Genomic DNA, 17,847 nt, shown 5'->3' with positions numbered 1-17,847 from the left:
TCATGTCTACTATCGCTTCCAATTACCGAATGCCCCGCCCCGTCGCTCGCAAGGTGAGCCGGTTACGTTGGTTAGTGCGCGGATATGTAGTTCTGGAGAGTATCGCTGTAGTTGCCTTGATTCTTGGGCTATCATTCTGGCTTGCCCTCGCACTGGATTGGTCCTTCGAGCCGCGCCCTGCGATTCGGATTGCTGTTTGGGTGCTGGTCGCGTTGGTAGCTGGCTGGGGATTATGGAAGTATCTCTTCAGCCGCCTTGGGCGCGCGCTTCCCGCGGAGAGTCTTGCCCTGTTGATCGAACGACAGCATCCTGAACTGGGCGATGGCCTAGTGACTTCGGTGCAGGCCGGCCGGCAACCGCCCACAGATGCATTCGAGCGTAAGCTAGTAGAGACCACGGGTGAGCGGGTGAGTGAGGCAGTTCGTGGCGCATCGTTATGGAGCGTATTCAAGCCTCGCCCGCTTGTTGGAAAAGCCCTGGTCGCGGGGTTGCTGCTCACGTCGATCGGTAGCTTTGCCATGCTCAACCAGCAGGCTTTTGGTTTCTGGCTGCAGCGCATGAACCTATCCACGGCTCCCTGGCCGCGCACGGTGCAACTCACCGCCCCGGCATTTGTCGACTCGCCAATCCGCAGCATTGCACGCAACGATTCCTTTGAGCTAGAGGTGCTCGCATCGATAGTCGCACCACAGGAAGCGCCTGACTACGTCGAAATTCGTTATCGTCTCGCCAGCGGCGAGCGCGGACGCGATCGCATGGTGCAAGTCGGCAGGGCGTTGCCGGGACGGGATAAGTATCAGAAATACCGCTACCAGTTTGAAGAAGTTACACGAGACTTGGAGTTTGATGTCATTGGCGGCGATGCTCGTCTGAGGGACCTAAAACTGCGGACAGTCTCGCGACCGGCCGTGGCGAGCGTTTCCATTGCCTGCGAGTATCCTGACTATTTAGGGCTCGCCCCCACGTCGTTTGCATCAAGGGTAAGGCAAGAGATTCCCGAAGGGACGCACGCTGTTTGCATCTTGCAGACAACCAAGCCGCTTGCGCGAGTCCGCGCATTCGATGCCTCAGAGCAGCAGGTCCTACCAACAACACTCGTAGGCGATAGCCGGCAAAGTTGTCAGTTTGACTTGGGAAGCATTACGACTGATCGGCTAGTTCAAATCGAACTTACGGACACTGACGGCGTTACCAATCGCGAACCATACCGTCTGAACGTGGCGATGATCACCGACGCGCTGCCCGAAGTGTCCGTTTCGGTTCGCGGCGTGAGTACGGCAGTCACTCCCGAAGCAATGGTCCCTTTGGTAGGTTTCGTTAGCGATGATTACGGAATCAACGCTGCGTGGTGCGAGTTGCAAATCAACCAGCAACCGCCAATTCGGTACCCAGTAAGTGACCGACCTGTGGGGGTTCGGAAGATCACTCGACTGACAGCATTAGATTTAGCGGCAGGCGACGCGGAAACGGGCGTACGCAAGTTGCGGCTAGTCCCTGGGCAGAAGTTAGCGATCACAGTTTCCGCCGACGATGCCTATAATCTTGGTGAGGGTTCGCGCATCGCTTCCAGTCCACGAATTGCTTTCGATGTGGTCACACCATCGGAACTGCGAGCCCTGCTCGAACGCCGCGAGCTTGGCTTGCGTCAAAGATTTGAAGCTATCTACGAGAAGATGGTCGGAACGCGGGAATTGCTCAGCCGTATTGAAGATGACTCCTCAACCCAACAAACTAGTGACCAAGCTCCAGACGACGAGGCTCAGGAAGGAAATGGCCTGGCGGGTGAAAATATAACCGATCGTCGCCGTCATGAAAGGAGCCGTCTGAGAATCACAGGCGCCCGTCAGAACACGACGCAACTCGCCTACGAAACGCTCGGTGTCGCGGAAGGCTTCGATGAAATTGTCGTGGAACTGGTGAATAACCGAATCGATACCGAGGAACTTAAGAACCGCCTGGAGAGCGATATTTCTGAGCCTTTAGGAGAGGTCGCCAACCAGCTCATGCCGCAATTGGAAATCGCGCTCGGCGATCTACGTACGGTTTTTGATAAATCCCCAGAAGAAGCAGGCCCCCCGTTGAAGCTTGCTCAGGCACGGGCCGATGAAGTCGTGGCTGGCATGAAGGCGGTTTTGGATCGCATGCTGGAGCTGGAGAGTTACAATGAACTGGTGGAATTACTCCGGGGAATCGTCAAAGAGCAGGACGAACTGCGACAAGACACACGACAACAACAGAAGAATAAGTTAAGAAACTTGTTAGAAGACTAGCTTTTTCGCGACGGTATTATGACCACCTTAGCTCCAACTCGCCATGCCTCGACAGTCCTGCTCTTGTGCTGCGCCCTTGGTGTAGTCTTTGCGGCTGCTTGTTCGGCCGACGCTCAAGACAACGCTGCCGCTGGAGAGCGAGACTTAGCAGCGAAGCAGCAGCAACTGGCTCGACGGTACGAGCGTTTGGAACTGCTCGCCGGACGACTTGCCGAACTCTCCCGTGGCACGCAGCCCCAACGGGCAAAGCTGCTTCGCGAAGTAGTCACTCGCAGTCGGCAGGACGACCTCCCCGGGAACTTCGCCAAGGTCGTCCAGTTGCTTGAGCAAGAACGCTTCTCCACAGCTCTCGGTAGTCAGGAGGAACTCCACAAGCAGCTCAAGCAGCTCCTCGATCTGATGCTCCAAGAGGATCGTGACCGGCAGATCGAGTCCGAGCGAAAACGTATCGCTCGCTACTTGAAGGGCGTCAAAAAATTGATCCGCCAACAACGTAGCATTGCAGCTCGCAACGAGGGGGGCGATTCCGCAGAAGACTTGGCAGAGGACCAAAAGCAACTGAGCGAGCAGACCGGCGAGCTGGGTAAAGAGATCGCCAAGTCAGAGGGCAGCAACGAAGACACTCAGGCTCAGCCAGGTGAGTCTGGTTCCCCACAACAACCGGGCAACATGCCAGGTGATAATGGGGAGAAATCTTCGAGCAAGGGCGACCAAAAGTCGACTGACAAAGGTGGAGACAAGTCGTCAGACAACGGCAATCCTTCACAAGCGGCCCAGGCCAAAGAAGGCCAGCCCAAAGAAGGTGAGCCTAGCGAAGGCCAGCCCAGCGACGGCGAACCATCTGAGAGTCAACCTAGCGAAGGTGAGCCCTCAGGCGGACAATCCCAAGAAGGTAAACCAAGCGAAAGTGAACCAAGCGAGGGGCAGTCACAACAAGGCTCGGGTGAGAGTCCCCCCGGTGAGCAACCGCAACAAGAACAACAGCCCCAAAAGTCGCCAGCACAGCGTGCTGCGGACAACATTCAAAAAGCCCAGCAACGTCAACAGCAGGCGGAGAAGAAACTCAAAGATGCGAAGCGAGAAGGAGCCCTTGAGGATCAACGGCAAGCTCAGCGAGAACTTGAGACGGCCAAAGCAGAACTAGAGAAAATACTCCGGCAGTTACGCGAAGAAGAGCTGCAAAGGACCCTCGTTCTGCTGGAAGCAAGATTTCGCAAGATGCTCGAAGCCGAGATCGAAGTCTATGACGAAACGGTGCGGCTCGACAACTCCGTCGACAAGGCTCCCCGTCACGAGGTCGAGATTGCCGCCGGACGATTGAGTCGGCGGCAAGACCAAGTAGTGCGAGAGGCAGATCGCGCGTTGACCTTGCTCCGCGAAGATGGCACATCAGTCGCCTTCCCAGAAGCGCTCGAGCAAGCAAGGGAAGACATGCAGTCGATTTCCCTACGCCTTTCCGACTTAAAGACGAGCGTCCTCACGCAAGCCTTGGAGGAAGATGTCATCGCAGCGCTCGAAGATGCGCTCGCAGCTATTCAGAAGGCGTTGGAGGAACTTCGAGAGCAGCAAGCCAATCAACAACAGCAGCAGCAACAAACTGGCGAGCCCGGCGAGCAGCCGCTGGTCAATCAGCTTGCCGAACTACGAATGATTCGCGCACTGCAATCACGCGTCAATAAACGCACCAAGAGTTACGATCAGATCATTGAGGGTGAGCAAGCGTTCGAGGCAGAATTGATCGAGGCGTTGCAAAACCTTGCAGAGCGCCAGGAACGCATCTTCCAAGCCACTCACGACCTACATACAGGACGGAATCGATGATAAGTCCCGTGATTCCTTTGGCGCACTACACAGTGGCAATCTCGAAAGCAATGGTCCTTGCTGCAATGCTTGTGTTTCCATTCCAGAGTGCTGATGCGGAGTTGTCATTCGAGCCCACTTGGCAGGTGCCTAGCGCCGAGGACGTGTCGCAAGAACTAGAGAGATGGGCGGCCGAGCAAGACCTTAGCAAGGAGCAGCAGGAACAGCTCGATTCGCTCTGGTCCGAGGGGGAGGCTTCGGACGACTTACTCACCCGAACGGTGGCGAGCTGCGCGATAGCCGATCTGCAAGTTGCGAAATTGATGGAAACATGTAGCCGTCCCTACTCGGGGCCGAAGTTGCCGGATATAGATTGGCTCAACAGCAAGGATCGACGTGGTTTCCTCACTGTCAACATAAGCCTCTACTACGCGAGATGGTTGGCTCAACATCGTTTGTACGATGAAACAATTGCGGTATTGAAGCCTTTGCGAGTTGAGGATGTTGTCGATCCAGCCGCATTGCTTTTCTATCGTGCGGTTGCCTATCAGCAAATCGTGAAGCCAGATATGGCACGTGCTGAACTCGTTCGATTATTAGAACGTGAGGACGACATCCCACGTCGCTACCAGCAAGTGGCGAGACTTCTGGAACGCGATTTGGCAAATCTCGACGATCAGTCGCTAAACCATATCGCCAAGCGAATGGATGACGTCGGCCGCAGATTGAGTCTAGGGCGGGCTGGCAAGCAGGTACAAATGATTGAAGACGGCGTGCTTGGCGCTCTCGATAGACTGATCAGGCAAGCCGAAGAACAGCAGAAGCAGCAACAACAATCCTCTTCGAGCCAATCTCAGCAAAGCTCGAAACCCATGGAAGATAGCCGCCCCGCAGAACTCAAAGCACCAGGCCGTGTCGATGCTAAGGATATTGGGCGCCAGGCGGGGTGGGGGGATCTTCCACCTAGAGAGCGTGAACAGGCCTTGCAGCAAATTGGCCGCGATTTTCCAGCCCACTATCGGGAGGTCATCGAAGAGTACTTTCGCGAACTTGCGACGGAATCCAACCAAAAGCCTGCGTCTCAGCGATAAGAGACGAAAATCGAACTCAGTTAAGAATAGTCACCTATGCGTCCTTCTTTATCCCTGCTTATTATCGTGCTTTTAGGCGGCTTCACAGAGCCGGTCAGGACATGTCTTGCCGCAAGCGTCACGACCATCGATGGTCAGCAAGAGAGCATTCAGACGTTTCAGATTGACGAGATTGGTCTCGAAACTCTCACTACAGACGGTAGCAAACGGATCGCTGCAGCCGATTTGTTATCGGTCGCCATTAATGAGAGCAGTAGCACAGGCCGCGCATCTTCCGGCACGTCTCCCGATATGGCACTGGCTACGATTGACGGAACCCTACTCTCGATTCAGCACTTTGAAGCTGCTCAACGGACTGCATTGATTCGTTCTCCCTTCTCCAACGAAACGCTTGAAGTACCAACCGAACACATTCGGTATGCACGGCTCGTCCCACTGACGGTAGCAGTCGAGCCATATTGGAGTGAACTACTTGCCGATCAATCGCACGGTGATCTGCTCGTAGTGCGAAAGAAATCAGACTCTTCAGAAGCCCCCAATTGGGACTCGATCAGCGGTATTGTCCAACAAGTGAGTCAAGAAAGAGTTGAATTCAATTGGGACGGAGAAGTCGTGCCAGTAAAGCGTAGTAAGGTGGCCGCGATTGTCTACTTTCATTCTAAGCTAGCGAAAACTCCTGTCGCACTCTGCGTAGCCCACCTACGAGACGGCTCCCAGATCGCCTGCCGACGTTTACAAGCCTCCTCTGACGACTCGCAGCTCACGCTTGAAACGCCAATCGGACTGTCGCTCAACATTCCGCTGCGTGAGGTTCTCTCGCTAGATTTCTCCAGCGGCAAACTCGCCTACCTTAGCGATTTACGTCCCTTGGCACTCAAATGGACGCCGTTGATCGGGTTCCCCAAGCAAAGTGAAACACTGCGACGCCAGGGCGAGCCGCGGTTCAATCAGGCGTTTACGGGATCGAGTTTGCAGTTGGCAGACTTCGAGTCGGGGAGGAAGAGTACGAAAGCCTACCAGCGAGGAATTGCGATTCGCAGTCGAACTGAAATGATTTTTGAGATTCCCACAGGGATGCAACGCTTTGAAACGCTCGCTGGCATCAATCCCGAGATGTCCAGCCAGGGGAACGTCCTGCTCGAATTCAGTTCCCGCGGTCGACGGCTGTGGGAGGGTGAAATCGACGGCCAGGACGCTCCCATGGCCATTACCTTCCCACTCGATGGGGTTCGCCGTTTGCGGATTTTTGTCGACTATGGAGAGAATCTCGACTGCGGCGACCAACTCCACCTCATCAACCCGCGGGTTAGCAAATGAACAAGCTCGCACTGACTTTGCTTCTTGGGCTTACCTGCTCGCAAGCTAATGCTGTGGAACCGGTGGTAGCGGTTTTGGACGCTGAATCGAAGCGCATCGCAGCGATCGCCAAAGCGTCGCTACCAACTGTTGCTGTTTTCGATAGCGAAGGTGCTGGCGGAGGCTCGGGTGTCATCATTTCGCCGGATGGTTTCGCGATTACCAATTTTCATGTTGTGCAGCCCTGCGGAGTGGCCATGAAGTGCGGCTTGTCTGACGGCAATTTGTACGACGCGGTTCTGGTGAGTATCGATCCAGTGGGCGACGTCGCACTTATTCAGCTACTCGGGCGAGAAGATTTTCCTGTGGCTGAGATCGCCGACAGCAACAAGGTGGAGGTCGGCGATTGGGCCTTCGCAGCAGGCAATCCTTTCTTGCTGGCCGACGATTTCACGCCCACTATTACCTACGGCATGATTTCCGGCGTTCATCGGTACCAGTTTCCGGCGGGCACACTGCTGGAATATACAGACTGTCTACAAACCGACGCAGCCATCAACCCGGGTAACTCAGGTGGGCCGCTATTCGATGCGCAAGGGCGGCTGATTGGCATTAATGGGCGCGGCTCATTTGAGAAGCGAGGCCGCGTGAACGTCGGCGTGGGCTACGCCATTTCTATCAATCAAGTCATGCGATTCTTGGGGCACCTGAAGAGCGGCCGGATTCTCGATCATGCTTCACTCGGTGCAACAGTTAGCACTGGGGAAGGGAGGGAAGTTCGCATTGACGACATTCTCGAATCGAGCGACGCCTACCGACGAGGCCTTCGCTACGACGATGTCATTGTACGTTTCGGCAATCGCAGCGTCTCCTCAGCAAACGCCTTGCAGAATGTGCTCGGCGTTTACCCGCGTGGCTGGACCGTGCCGATTGCTTACCGCCGAGATGGGATTACCAACGAAGTGACCGTGCGGTTGATGGGCAAGCACGGCGAATCGGAACTGATTGATTTGGTTCAACGCGAACAGAAAGCCACACCAGAAATCCCACCGCGACCGAAGGAATCACAAGACGAAGACAAGCCTCAACTCCCTAAAGTTCCTGGCCTTGACCGACTTCTTGGTAAGAAGCCAGGGCCACCAGAAGAAGTGGCCAAACGATACCAAGAGCGCCGCGGATATGCAAACTATTGGTACAACCTGCAGGAGCAAGAGCAGCTCTGGGAGCATTTCACCCAGCGGACAGACTTTGCCGCATTAGGCTACCACTGGAATGCGACCGGAAAGTTAGAGTCGGGTAAGCCATTCAAGTTGGAGAGTGAGCAGCGATTCTCAGACATCCGATTACCTTGGGGTAAATTTTCAGCCTCCTTCGTGGGTGATCTCTCTACCCAGTTGAGCCCACCCAACAGTGGCGGGATGCTTGTCGGTATGCATCTGCTACAGCGATTTGCTGAGAAAGGGCTTCGGCAATTTGGCGAAGTGTATTACCTGGGTCGGCTGCCAACGGGAGAAAACCAGGAAGTGGCGGATTGTCTTGTTGGGCTCTCTCAAGGGATGGAGTTGCGATTATTCTTTGACACAAAAACCGGCGACCTCATAACACTTGAACTATGGCCCAACGATGAGAGCGACCCCTGCGAGTGGCGGTTTGGCGAGTACGAAGAGATGCAGGGTCGCCGCTTGCCGACTCGATGGACCATCATTTACGGAGACGAACCATTCGCGGATTTGACCATTGAGAACTGGTTGAAATCTGGCGAGTCGACGCAAACTTCTGACACTCCCAAACAAGCAGAACCTCAAGGCTAACCGTGTATCCCGTCCGCATCTTCATGTCCCTACTGCTGATCGCTGCGGCTTGCCAGCCGTGTTCTGGGAAGACTCTGCGTTCAGTGCTGCGCGAGACGCAGAAAAAGGTGGTGAAAATCTACGGTGCAGGTGGCCTACGGCAAATGGAGGCCTATCAGTCTGGGATACTCATTTCCGCTGAGGGGCACGTTCTCACGGTGTTGAGCTACGTGCTCGATACCGACGACTTAGCGGTCGTTCTGGATGATGGCCAATTGTTCGAGGCGGAACTCTTGGCAAGCGACCCGGTGCTCGAGCTGGCGCTGCTGAAATTGCCTGCCGAAAGCTCGGTTCCTCATTTTGATCTCGACAAGCACACGAAAGCTGCCGTCGGAGATCGCGTTTTGGCACTTAGTAATCTCTACGGGATCGCAGCCGGGAACGAGCCAGTGAGTGTGCTCCACGGCGTTGTTACGGCGGTAGCGCCGTTACAGGCACGACGTGGGCGGTTTCAATCGAACTTCGCGGGCCCGGTTTACATGGTCGACGCGCAGGCCAACAATCCTGGCGCAGCCGGCGGAGCGCTGGTCGACTGGCAGGGCCAGCTACTAGGCATGTTAGGGAAAGAACTTCGTAGCGAAGTCACCGGCGGCTGGCTCCACTATGCATTGCCGGTCGAAGCCTTTCATACGACGACACAAGACATGCAAGCGGGTCGCAAGCTCGACAATACGCGACTGCAACTCGCAGAGCCAGAGTCACCGCTCTCCGCAGCTTTGCTGGGCGTGACGCTCATTCCCGAAGTCCTCCCCCGCACGCCGCCCTATATTGATTCCGTTATTGCAGGCACGCCAGCTCACAGAGCCGGCCTCCGTCCTGACGACCTGATCGTCTTCGTTGGATTGGAACCGACTGCTTCGTGCGCTTCGGTCAACAAGATGCTTTCTAATCTGGAAGCCACAGAAACGGTAGCACTCTCAGTCCTTCGCGATGGTCAACTGATTGAGTTAGAACTGGCCAGCGAAAGGCCAGCAGAACAGCTAGCTCCCGAAGAGCCACGCTCGACTTTAAAGATCCTAAAGCCGGAGATCACTGAGTCAGAGCCTGCGGACTCCAGCGAGGCTGAATCTGAGCCGTAGACGACAGCCTCGGATGTTAGAGCTTCGAGCACCCAACAGTTATTCACTCGACGCTAGCGAGTTCGGCTCAGTTGTTGGTGTGTTCGGTTCTCTATATTCGTTTAAGCTTTATCAGATAACTTTGGGAGACAGTAAGTTTTGAAAACCTGCATTTCGATCACCGTCTTGGCCCTCGTCAGTTTATGGTCGGCACAAGCCAACCTGTTCGCAGACGACTCGCCTGATCTCGTGCAGGTAGAACAGCAAGCACTCAACCGGGCCGTGGAGGAAGTCGCTGGCTCAGTAGTCCAGATTCGCACGGTGGGCGGTGCGGATCAAATCGGTCGGCAGTTACTCAATCGCGGACCTACCACAGGCCTTATTGTCTCTGATGACGGTTACGTCGTTTCCAGCGTCGCAAATTTCGCCGGCCAGCCGACTTCCATCCTCGTGCGCACCAGCGAGGGAGAGCAATTTCCCGCGGAACTCGTCGGACGAGACAACAATCGGATGCTCGCGCTGCTCAAGATAGAGACTACCAACCAACTCCCCGTACCACAGTCAGTTCCCAAACAAGAGACACTGCCTGGCCAGTGGGCAGTCGCTGTCGGCCGAGTATTCGATGCGGAGAAGGTGAACGTGTCGGTCGGTGTGATTAGCGCACGAAATCGCATGCACGGTCGGGTCCTGCAAACTGACGCAAGCGTGTCCACTGCCAACTATGGAGGCCCGTTGGTCGATATTCGTGGCCGAGTTTTTGGCGTACTTGTACCCATGGCACCGCAACCGGCCAGTGCCGATGTGAACGAATTGGCGGGAGTTGAGTATTACGACTCTGGCATTGGCTTTGCGGTGCCACTAGAGGACATTATCGCCAGCTTGCCACGTTGGAAGGAAGCAGGTGATTTGCATCGTGGTCTGTTGGGTATTGGCATGAAGAAGGGGAGCGCCTTTGCGACTCCTGCGACCATCACGAATGTGTGGCCCACCTCCCCCGCCAAGGATGCGGGGTGGAAGGCAGGCGACACTATCATTGAGGTCGATGGCAATAGTGTCGGATCCCAAACTCAGCTTCGTTTCCAAATAACGCCCCGTTACGCCGGCGACACGCTGAAAGTCTTGCTCGATCGAGCTGGGGAGACCATAGAGACTGAAGTTACCCTGACTGCGGAACTCGCAGCGTTAGAGCACGCGTTCCTAGGAATTCTTCCAGGGATACCCGAACCAGAGCCCTCCGTCGAGAAGAGTGAGGATGAGAAAGCCGCTCGCGGCTTAGCTGTCCGCGCCGTTTGGCCAGGCAGCCCCGCACAAGATGCGGGACTTATTCCAGGAGACCAAATTACCAAGCTAGGTGACCTAGCCATCCGCAATGCGAGCGACGCCCTCCGACAGCTTTCCTCGCATCATCCGGGCGACAGCTTGAATGTCACGTACCGGAGTGATGACAAGGAGAGAACGACTGAGGTAACACTTGGCAAACTCCCCGTAGAGTTACTCAAGTCTGTTGACTTGCCGAACAATGCAACCCTGGAACCGGCTGCCGACTGGGAGCAGGACACTATTAAGCTCGCGGAGTTTCCCCAGGAAACCAGTTACTATTTGCCACAAGACACGCGGCAGAGTCGTGGGCTACTGGTGTGGTTGGAAGGTTCACTTGAGCGTAAGAATGAGACAGTAGCCCAAAAGTGGCGGACAATCTGTCTGCGCGACGGACTGGCCTTGGCTATTGTGCGACCAGCGAGTGACAACGGCTGGAACATTGAAGACCTAGCGTATGTGAAACGCGTCACTGGCGAGTTGCGTCGGCTGCTAAAACCTGCCCCACAGCGAATGGTCGTCGCCGGTAACGGTAAATCAGGGCAAATGGCCTTGCGATTTGCCTTTGCCAACAAAGGGATGATCTCTGGAGTAGCAGCAGTAGCCGCTCCCCTACCCCGCACCTTCGAAACACCAGCCAACCAGGATGGCGAGCGACTGGCCGTGCTGGCTATCAATCAGCCGGACTCGCCTTTTTCAGCACTCATCACGCGCGACATAAAAACGCTTCGTGAGGCAGGCTACCCTGCTGGATTGATCGAATCGGATGCGGATTCAGGTCAAACCAGCGTAATGAGCGCAGGTGACCGTGAGAAACTCGCACTGTGGATCGATACGCTCAATCGCATGTAACCTGAGCTGTTGTCTACGCAGTCTTCACGTCTTTCGCCTGCCTAGGCTTCGGTCCATCGATGTGATCCGCCTCTGGCGTTTCGTCGGAATCAATCTTGAACCAATCGTTCTTAAACTCGATTCGCTGGCCTTTACTCATGGCAATGTTCGAGGTGAGCGCAATAATCGCGTCCGCCATGGCCACCTTCGGCTTGCACTTGGGCTGATTCTCAGAGTCTGGGTTGCGAATACACCACGCCCAATGCTCAATCTCTTCCTTGTAGCCACGGCTGATGTTCTTAGGCGTGGCCACTTCCGCCACCGCTGCGCCACCGCCCGTCTCGTAGCTATCCATAACGGCGCTGCCCTTAGATTCCTTCACCTCGATCTTCGCATTGGGGTTCGAGCCCTTGAACAGCAACGCGTCCTTCTCCTTATCCAGAATCAGTGTACCTTTGGTGCCCATGACTACTTCGCCGTAACCGCCAAAGCCATTGCCATTGATCGAAGAGTACGTCACGGCAAGTTTTCGTGAAGTATCGGCAATCTCTTGCGATTTGAAATCTTTGTAGTAGCCCTTCATGGGGAACTCGAAGTTGCAATGCACGTGATCATCAACCTCGCGGTCATTGGGGAACAGCGAACGGAAACCGTAGCCTTGCACGGCCAACGGGTACACCTTTTCGCCGTCATCGCGTTGTGAACTCACAAAGATGCTCGCCGCGTCTAATTGATGGCTGCCAAGCTCTGCCATCAGCCCCGCACCCGTGCGATCCCACAATCGCCAGCGGATCAACTCTTCCAAGGCACTGCACTCGTAGCCACCGGGGAGGGTTTTCCCTTGGTAGCCGTACTGAGCCGCATCGACTTGCACATCGCGAATCCGTGCTTCTAGTTCTTTGACGATTGCTGCTCGCTTCTCGGCGACCTCAACGGACTTCTCTTTTGCCAGTTTACTTCGCTGATCGACAAGCTTGTCCATGATGTCCCATTGAGCACGAAACGCATCTTCCGCAGGGACGCCGCCCTCCTTACGAGCCGCACGTCGCAGGTCGAGGTAGGCATTGTTATCGTCGAAGATCTCCAGCATCTCTTTGTTGGGCAGTGGGGGCGACCAACTGTCGCTACCCGGCAAGTTGCCCCGATGCCACTGGGCGCGAATGTAGTGCAAGTCGCCTAAGATGCCTCGTTTGATTTGATCGACGGCATTCGCGTAGAGAATGCTGTAATGCCGTTGATGCCCCGTAGCGAGCAGCATTCCCTCGGCCTCGGAAACGCGAGACATTTCCTTGCATTGCGCAACGGTCTGGCCCATGAGCTTCTCGGTGAGCACGTGCTTGCCAGCTCGCATCGCTTCGATCGCTACCGGGTGATGCAACCACAACGGCAGCGCAATAATCACCCCTTCGATTTCAGGGTCCTCAAGCATAGCGCGCCAGTCGCCCTTGCTTTGGTTGGGGCCACCTTCGGTACCATCGTAAATATCTACGTGTTTATGGGCTGCCTCTTCGGTTTTCCACCCGTATTTGCTCATCAAGCCGGGGCGTGCGCCCAAATTGCCCTGATCGCCGTGGAACGCGCGATGCACGTTGTACGGGCGGATGTCGGCGATCGCCACGACGTCAACAAAATCGGGATTGAGAGCACCGATGAGCACGCTGCCTTCGTCTCCGGTACCGATGATGCCCACACGCACAGGATCTTGTACGTTGGGATCGTAGCCAAAGTACATTGCCCCCAAGGCACCGCTGGTCACTGCACCCGCGGCAATGGTGCCCTCAAGAAATTGACGGCGGGTGGTGCCAACCGCTTCGTTGAAATTCGCCTTGCCAGTGGCACGCTGTTCGGGTGTGAGATGCATGGTTCTATCCAAGAAACTTAGGTGAACGTCTCAGCGATACCGCGCGAGACATAGTAATTAAATTGAATTAAGCTTTTGATTTCTTCCCACAACAGCGGCTCAGGAAGAAATCCAGTCCGGCGAATCGTCCAGCACAGGTCGCAAACAACACCCCCAGAGCCGCCATTTCTACTAACTGGTAGTAGAAGAACTGTTTGCTGGCCTCCGCTACCCAAGGTGGCTGGGTGGACATAACCATCAGCAGGAAGATGCAACCGCCGATGGCGGCGACTCGCGTGAACAATCCCAGCATGAGTAACACGCCCACGCCAATGATTAAGCACGTCACTGCGAGATTCATGCGGTCCAGCGAGGTCGTCTTGCTATCAGCGACTGCTGATTCGATCTCATCAAACAACTCGGGCTTCTCCACGCGGTCTTCTGGAGGAGGTAGCGCCCGCCAGTCGTCGTAGAGATCGTCTTGGATGCTTTCTACTTGTGCAATCCAGGGACGGCTGGCAGAAGTTGTCTCGGCCTGTTTCTCGTCGATCTGCTTTTCGACAAACGGAATCTCGTTTGCACCAGGAGAATCCTTCCAATTCTCTAGCCGCCAAAGTTCATGCCGCCATTCGCTGATCGCGTCTGACTCGCTTGCTAAGTAATCGGCGAGTTGTTGGTGCCGATGTTGAAACCTTGCGGCAGCTTCCTTCTGAGCTTCCTCGGATAGCCCGCTGACCGCCACGACCTTGCCTTGGACCTCACGCCAGTCGTCAACGATTTGCACAGCCCATGCCCGGTAGGGTGCATTCGGCGGAAACTCTATCTCGATGGGCTCCTTCTTTTTTACGGCGATTTTTTGCTTCTCTTCGTATTCACGTTCCCAAGCAGCCGCCTCTTCAAGCTCTTCGTCCGTTGGTGGTTTGAACTCGTGTGGCTGTGCGAGCAATTGTTGCGAATTGTGAGTGCTCGGCAGCTTGCTCTGGAAGAAATCTTCTAACGGGCCGACGGCTCGGCTGAAGAGCATTTCCGTGGGGACTTCCACTCGCCACTGGCCAGTAGCGGGGTTGGTCACGATCTTCTTCGTGCCCTCACTGAAGAAATGCCAACCTGTGGCAAGTCTCAGCAGCACAAGAGCCACCATAACACATAGTGGCCACTTCGCTGGAACACAGGCTGGCGAAGCTTCGTCTGTCGTACTCAAAAGATTTATCTCCGCGACTTGGAGCCGAACGCGAGCGCCCCATCGTGAGGCAGCCGTGATACGGTGTGTGAGGTCAGGGGCTAGCAGGGCTTTGCCTAGCAAAGGGTCACATACCGCCATCGGCCCTGACGCTTTGCGTTGAAGTAAGATATTCTAGGCAGTTTGGTGCTTAGACTCCAGTGCTAGGTTATTGACCAGTCACGCCTTCCTAGGAAGGCGCTAGGAACTATTCCGATTAAGCACATTTATTATAAGTTTGCTGTTTTTGTCGTCCGGAGTTCTAAACAATGCAGATCGTCTTGTGTTATCCCGTTGAAGAACGCCATATCCGACTAATCCAAGCTGCCTGGCCCGAAGCGGAAGTAGTCGATGCTGGGCAGGAGCGAATTGCCGCAGAGCTTCCCAATGCCGATATCTATTGCGGACACGCTAAAGTACCGGTTCCCTGGAGCGAAACGGTTTCCAATGGGCGTTTGCAATGGATCCAGTCCTCAGCCGCCGGCCTCGATCACTGCCTCACGCCGGAAGTTGTGGCCTCGGATATACCTGTGAGCAGTGCCTCAGGCGTGCTTGCCAAGCAAGTGGCCGATCACACGATGGCCCTGCTCGCTGGTATGCTGCGGGATTTACCCACGTTTTTCCGTGCCAAGGAGAAAAAGGAGTTTATCCGCCGCCCGACTCGCGACCTTTTCGGTGCTACGGTGGGTATCGTGGGGCTTGGAGGTAACGGCCGCCTGCTAGCCCGCGTGCTCAAGGCGTTCGACACCAAGATCCTGGCGACCGACTGGTTTCCCGACAATCCTTGTGAGTTCGTCGATGAGATTCTCCCGGCCGACCAGCTCGACGAGATGCTCCCCCAGGTAGACATTCTCATCCTGGCGGCTCCGCTCACCGATGAGACCCGGGGCATGATAGGCGCCCGCCAGTTAGCCCTGTTGCCTGAAAATGCTGTGTTGGTGAATGTGGCTCGTGGACCGCTAGTGGTTGAAGAACACTTGGCCGACGCGTTGCAATCTGAGCACCTCTGGGGAGCTGGCATCGATGTCACCGAAATTGAGCCCTTGCCCGAGGAGAGTCGCCTGTGGGGCCTCAAGAATCTCATCATCACGCCCCATGTAGGTGGACAGCGGGTAAGTCGAATTGACGACATGACTCGTCTTTTCTGTGAGAACATCACCCGCTTTAGGGCGGGGAAACCGCTCATCAATCTTGTGGACAAGCGGCTGGGTTTTCCCGCTCCCGGCGTGAGCTTCGACCCCCGGCAGGGTGTCTCCTAGAGTGTCCGCTGGGAAAAGCTTGAAATCTGCTGATGTGCGGGTAGTCGAACTAGCCCTTTTTGCGAGTTTGTGACTAGGATAAAGGCTGTGGCAACCGGCGCATGCCCACCCAAGCGCTGGCAGAAGGAACGTGCGAGCCACCTGAGCCAGCTGTTGGCAACATTACGATACGGAACAACAATGGACCCCTCAACTACGATTCTGCAAGGAACGCGGACCATCACCTACGGAGGCGACGAGTCCAATCGTTGCCCCTCCGATTTATTGGAGCGTTACGAAAAGCTGCTCGACAGCCAACACATTGGCTGGACGGAGCATCTGCGCTTCCGTCGCTTGCTCGGTACCGGCGGCCAGGGGGTGGTCTATCTGAGCGATCGCCGCGGCTGCGACGGTTTCACATTGCCCGTCGCACTGAAGCTGTTTTCGCCGGAGCGTTTCGTGAGCCAACAAACATACGACGAAGCGATGGGGCGAATGGGGGACGTTTCTTGCCGTGTCGCACAGATTCAACACGATAGTTTGCTCGATGTACAAAACTTTATCGAGCGCTCCGGCATTCGAATGATGGAGATGGAATGGGTCGACGGGTACGACCTCGAACGTCTACTCACTCCGGCCATGCTGTCTCGTGTGGAGCAGCGTGTTGCTAAGCGTCGCTGGCACTACATTAACAATGTGGTGGTCACTTCCGGTCCAATTCGCCCGCGGTTGAAACCAGGTATTGCGGTGGCCATCGTTCGCCAATGCTTAGGTGCACTCGCTGCACTGCACCGTGAAGATATAATTCATGGCGACATCAAACCGGCTAACGTGATGGTGAAACGCACGGGAGCAGCTAAGATCGTGGACATCGGTTCTGCCCTGCATCTCGAAGACATGCCGGAGCATCGTACCTGCACGCCGCAATACGCCGCGCCAGAGATGCTAGAACGTAATGAGTTTACTAAGCAGTCCGATCTCGCCAGCGTGGGCTATGTGCTTATCGAAATTCTCGCAGGGCGACCCTTGTTCGCGGGACTGAAAAGTCTAGCCGAATTGCTCGAGGCCAAATGGACGCTGCCGAAACGTCTGGAAGATATATTGCCGGACGAAGTGGCCGATAGTGAGTTGCTCATGTCCGTCTGTCGGAGGCTGACCAATCCCGATCCGCTATTGCGATACAAGAGTGCCGACGACGCCAACACGGGGCCAGAAGGTCTCGCGGAATTCCAACGCTCACTCATTATCGGCGACCTCGCTAGCGAGTACGACAACGAGCTCCGCGTGTGGCTGGAAGAACTCGATTGAGCGCTGCCTGGCCGACAGTTGCTATGACTGGTCGTTTTGATGAGGACGGCTTTTGTTTGGCTAGGGCGGCGATTTCTCCCTGTCAGCTTGCAGAGCTTATCGACGTATTGCAGGACGACCGATTTGAGAAATCACCGGGAAGACGCGACCTGTTTCAACTGCGTGAAGTGATCTGCAACTTCGCCTGTTCTCAGGTCGTGAGTGATCTCGTTGGCCCTGTACTTGGCTCTCAAGCACGGTGTGTTCGTGGGTTGGTGTTCCAGAAGAATGCGAATCTCAACTGGCAGGTAGCTTGGCACCAAGATCGTACGATTGCCGTCAAGAAAAAATCGGAAGTTGGCGGCTACCAAGCATGGTCTGTCAAGCAAGGAATCCCGCACGTTAACCCGCCATCGGAACTATTGGAGCGAATGCTCACGTTACGGATCCACCTCGATTCCGCGAACCAAGAAAATGGCGTTCTTGAGGTGCTCCCAGGGTCTCACATGGGCGGTATTCTCACCGAAATTGAAATCGCGGAACTTGCGCAGAATACGAAGTCTGTGCCGTGCATTGCCCAACCGGGTGACGTCCTCCTAATGCGGCCCCTGTTGCTTCATGCTTCACGAAAAGTAAATTCTACTAACCCCCGGCGTGTTCTCCACCTAGAATATGCTGCAGAATCACTTCCTACCCCACTACAATGGCATACGGAGTTGCCGTTGCAACACGGCCGGAATTGACACCTGC

12 protein-coding genes are annotated in these 17,847 nt (G+C 55.4%); 10 read left to right on the top strand and 2 right to left on the bottom strand.

Going from position 1 to position 17,847, the window contains the following annotated elements; genetic code table 11:
- Positions 1–2: 2 nt before the first annotated feature.
- From HG15A2_RS13045 to HG15A2_RS13015, 7 genes are all read left to right on the top strand, one after another.
- The gene (locus HG15A2_RS13045) at positions 3–2,270 is read left to right on the top strand and encodes a hypothetical protein (RefSeq protein WP_145060655.1); all 2,268 of its coding nucleotides are present in this window, start codon (positions 3–5) and stop codon (positions 2,268–2,270) included.
- Between the two features lie 18 nt (positions 2,271–2,288).
- Positions 2,289–4,091, top strand: a complete 1,803-nt coding sequence (locus HG15A2_RS13040) for a hypothetical protein (protein WP_145060654.1) — start codon at positions 2,289–2,291, stop codon at positions 4,089–4,091.
- A complete protein-coding gene (locus tag HG15A2_RS13035; RefSeq protein WP_145060653.1) occupies positions 4,088–5,161 on the top strand; it encodes a hypothetical protein in 1,074 nt (357 codons plus the stop codon). Before HG15A2_RS13040 ends, HG15A2_RS13035 begins: the two co-directional genes overlap by 4 nt.
- A 36-nt stretch (positions 5,162–5,197) precedes the next feature.
- A complete protein-coding gene (locus HG15A2_RS13030) occupies positions 5,198–6,478 on the top strand; it encodes an NPCBM/NEW2 domain-containing protein (RefSeq protein ID WP_145060652.1) in 1,281 nt (426 codons plus the stop codon).
- Positions 6,475–8,268 carry a S1C family serine protease gene (locus HG15A2_RS13025; protein WP_145060651.1) on the top strand — a complete coding sequence of 598 codons (1,794 nt, stop codon included), beginning with the start codon at positions 6,475–6,477 and terminating at the stop codon, positions 8,266–8,268. Before HG15A2_RS13030 ends, HG15A2_RS13025 begins: the two co-directional genes overlap by 4 nt.
- A 2-nt stretch (positions 8,269–8,270) precedes the next feature.
- Complete coding sequence (locus tag HG15A2_RS13020) at positions 8,271–9,386, top strand: S1C family serine protease (protein ID WP_145060650.1); 1,116 nt, start codon at positions 8,271–8,273, stop codon at positions 9,384–9,386.
- A gap of 138 nt (positions 9,387–9,524) precedes the next feature.
- A complete protein-coding gene (locus tag HG15A2_RS13015) occupies positions 9,525–11,534 on the top strand; it encodes a PDZ domain-containing protein (protein ID WP_145060649.1) in 2,010 nt (669 codons plus the stop codon).
- Between the two features lie 13 nt (positions 11,535–11,547).
- On the opposite strand, the gene HG15A2_RS13010 is transcribed toward HG15A2_RS13015, so the two are convergent.
- Positions 11,548–13,374, bottom strand: coding sequence for a Gfo/Idh/MocA family protein (locus HG15A2_RS13010; protein WP_145060648.1), 1,827 nt, complete (start codon positions 13,372–13,374; stop codon positions 11,548–11,550).
- Between the two features lie 67 nt (positions 13,375–13,441).
- Complete coding sequence (locus HG15A2_RS13005; protein WP_218931940.1) at positions 13,442–14,554, bottom strand: DoxX family protein; 1,113 nt, start codon at positions 14,552–14,554, stop codon at positions 13,442–13,444.
- Positions 14,555–14,841: 287 nt separating this feature from the next.
- On the opposite strand from HG15A2_RS13005, the gene HG15A2_RS13000 reads away from it, so the two are divergent.
- The 3 genes from HG15A2_RS13000 to HG15A2_RS12990 all read left to right on the top strand — a co-directional run bounded on the left by HG15A2_RS13000 (position 14,842) and on the right by HG15A2_RS12990 (position 17,840).
- Positions 14,842–15,831 (top strand): D-2-hydroxyacid dehydrogenase, encoded by a 990-nt coding sequence (locus HG15A2_RS13000; RefSeq protein ID WP_145060646.1) that lies wholly within the window; start codon positions 14,842–14,844, stop codon positions 15,829–15,831.
- 180 nt (positions 15,832–16,011) lie between these two features.
- Positions 16,012–17,118 (top strand): serine/threonine-protein kinase, encoded by a 1,107-nt coding sequence (locus HG15A2_RS12995; protein WP_145060645.1) that lies wholly within the window; start codon positions 16,012–16,014, stop codon positions 17,116–17,118.
- A gap of 23 nt (positions 17,119–17,141) precedes the next feature.
- Entirely contained in the window at positions 17,142–17,840 is a 699-nt protein-coding gene (locus HG15A2_RS12990; RefSeq protein ID WP_145060644.1) for a phytanoyl-CoA dioxygenase family protein, read from the top strand.
- Positions 17,841–17,847: the final 7 nt, after the last annotated feature.

Source organism: Adhaeretor mobilis, assembly GCF_007741515.1.
GTDB classification, from domain to species: domain Bacteria; phylum Planctomycetota; class Planctomycetia; order Pirellulales; family Lacipirellulaceae; genus Adhaeretor; species Adhaeretor mobilis.
Note: the sequence above shows the minus strand (reverse complement) of the source record. Positions and strands in the feature narration are given on the sequence as shown.

Excerpts from the sequence above, each read along its gene's own strand:
- HG15A2_RS13000 (WP_145060646.1), top strand. The coding sequence starts at position 14,842 with ATGCAGATCGTCTTGTGTTATCCCGTTGAAGAACGCCATATCCGACTA.
- HG15A2_RS13035 (WP_145060653.1), top strand. The coding sequence starts at position 4,088 with ATGATAAGTCCCGTGATTCCTTTGGCGCACTACACAGTGGCAATCTCG.
- HG15A2_RS13030 (WP_145060652.1), top strand. The coding sequence starts at position 5,198 with ATGCGTCCTTCTTTATCCCTGCTTATTATCGTGCTTTTAGGCGGCTTC.
- HG15A2_RS12995 (WP_145060645.1), top strand. The coding sequence starts at position 16,012 with ATGGACCCCTCAACTACGATTCTGCAAGGAACGCGGACCATCACCTAC.
- HG15A2_RS13040 (WP_145060654.1), top strand. The coding sequence starts at position 2,289 with ATGACCACCTTAGCTCCAACTCGCCATGCCTCGACAGTCCTGCTCTTG.
- HG15A2_RS13045 (WP_145060655.1), top strand. The coding sequence starts at position 3 with ATGTCTACTATCGCTTCCAATTACCGAATGCCCCGCCCCGTCGCTCGC.
- HG15A2_RS13025 (WP_145060651.1), top strand. The coding sequence starts at position 6,475 with ATGAACAAGCTCGCACTGACTTTGCTTCTTGGGCTTACCTGCTCGCAA.
- HG15A2_RS13010 (WP_145060648.1), bottom strand. The coding sequence starts at position 13,374 with ATGCATCTCACACCCGAACAGCGTGCCACTGGCAAGGCGAATTTCAAC.
- HG15A2_RS12990 (WP_145060644.1), top strand. The coding sequence starts at position 17,142 with ATGACTGGTCGTTTTGATGAGGACGGCTTTTGTTTGGCTAGGGCGGCG.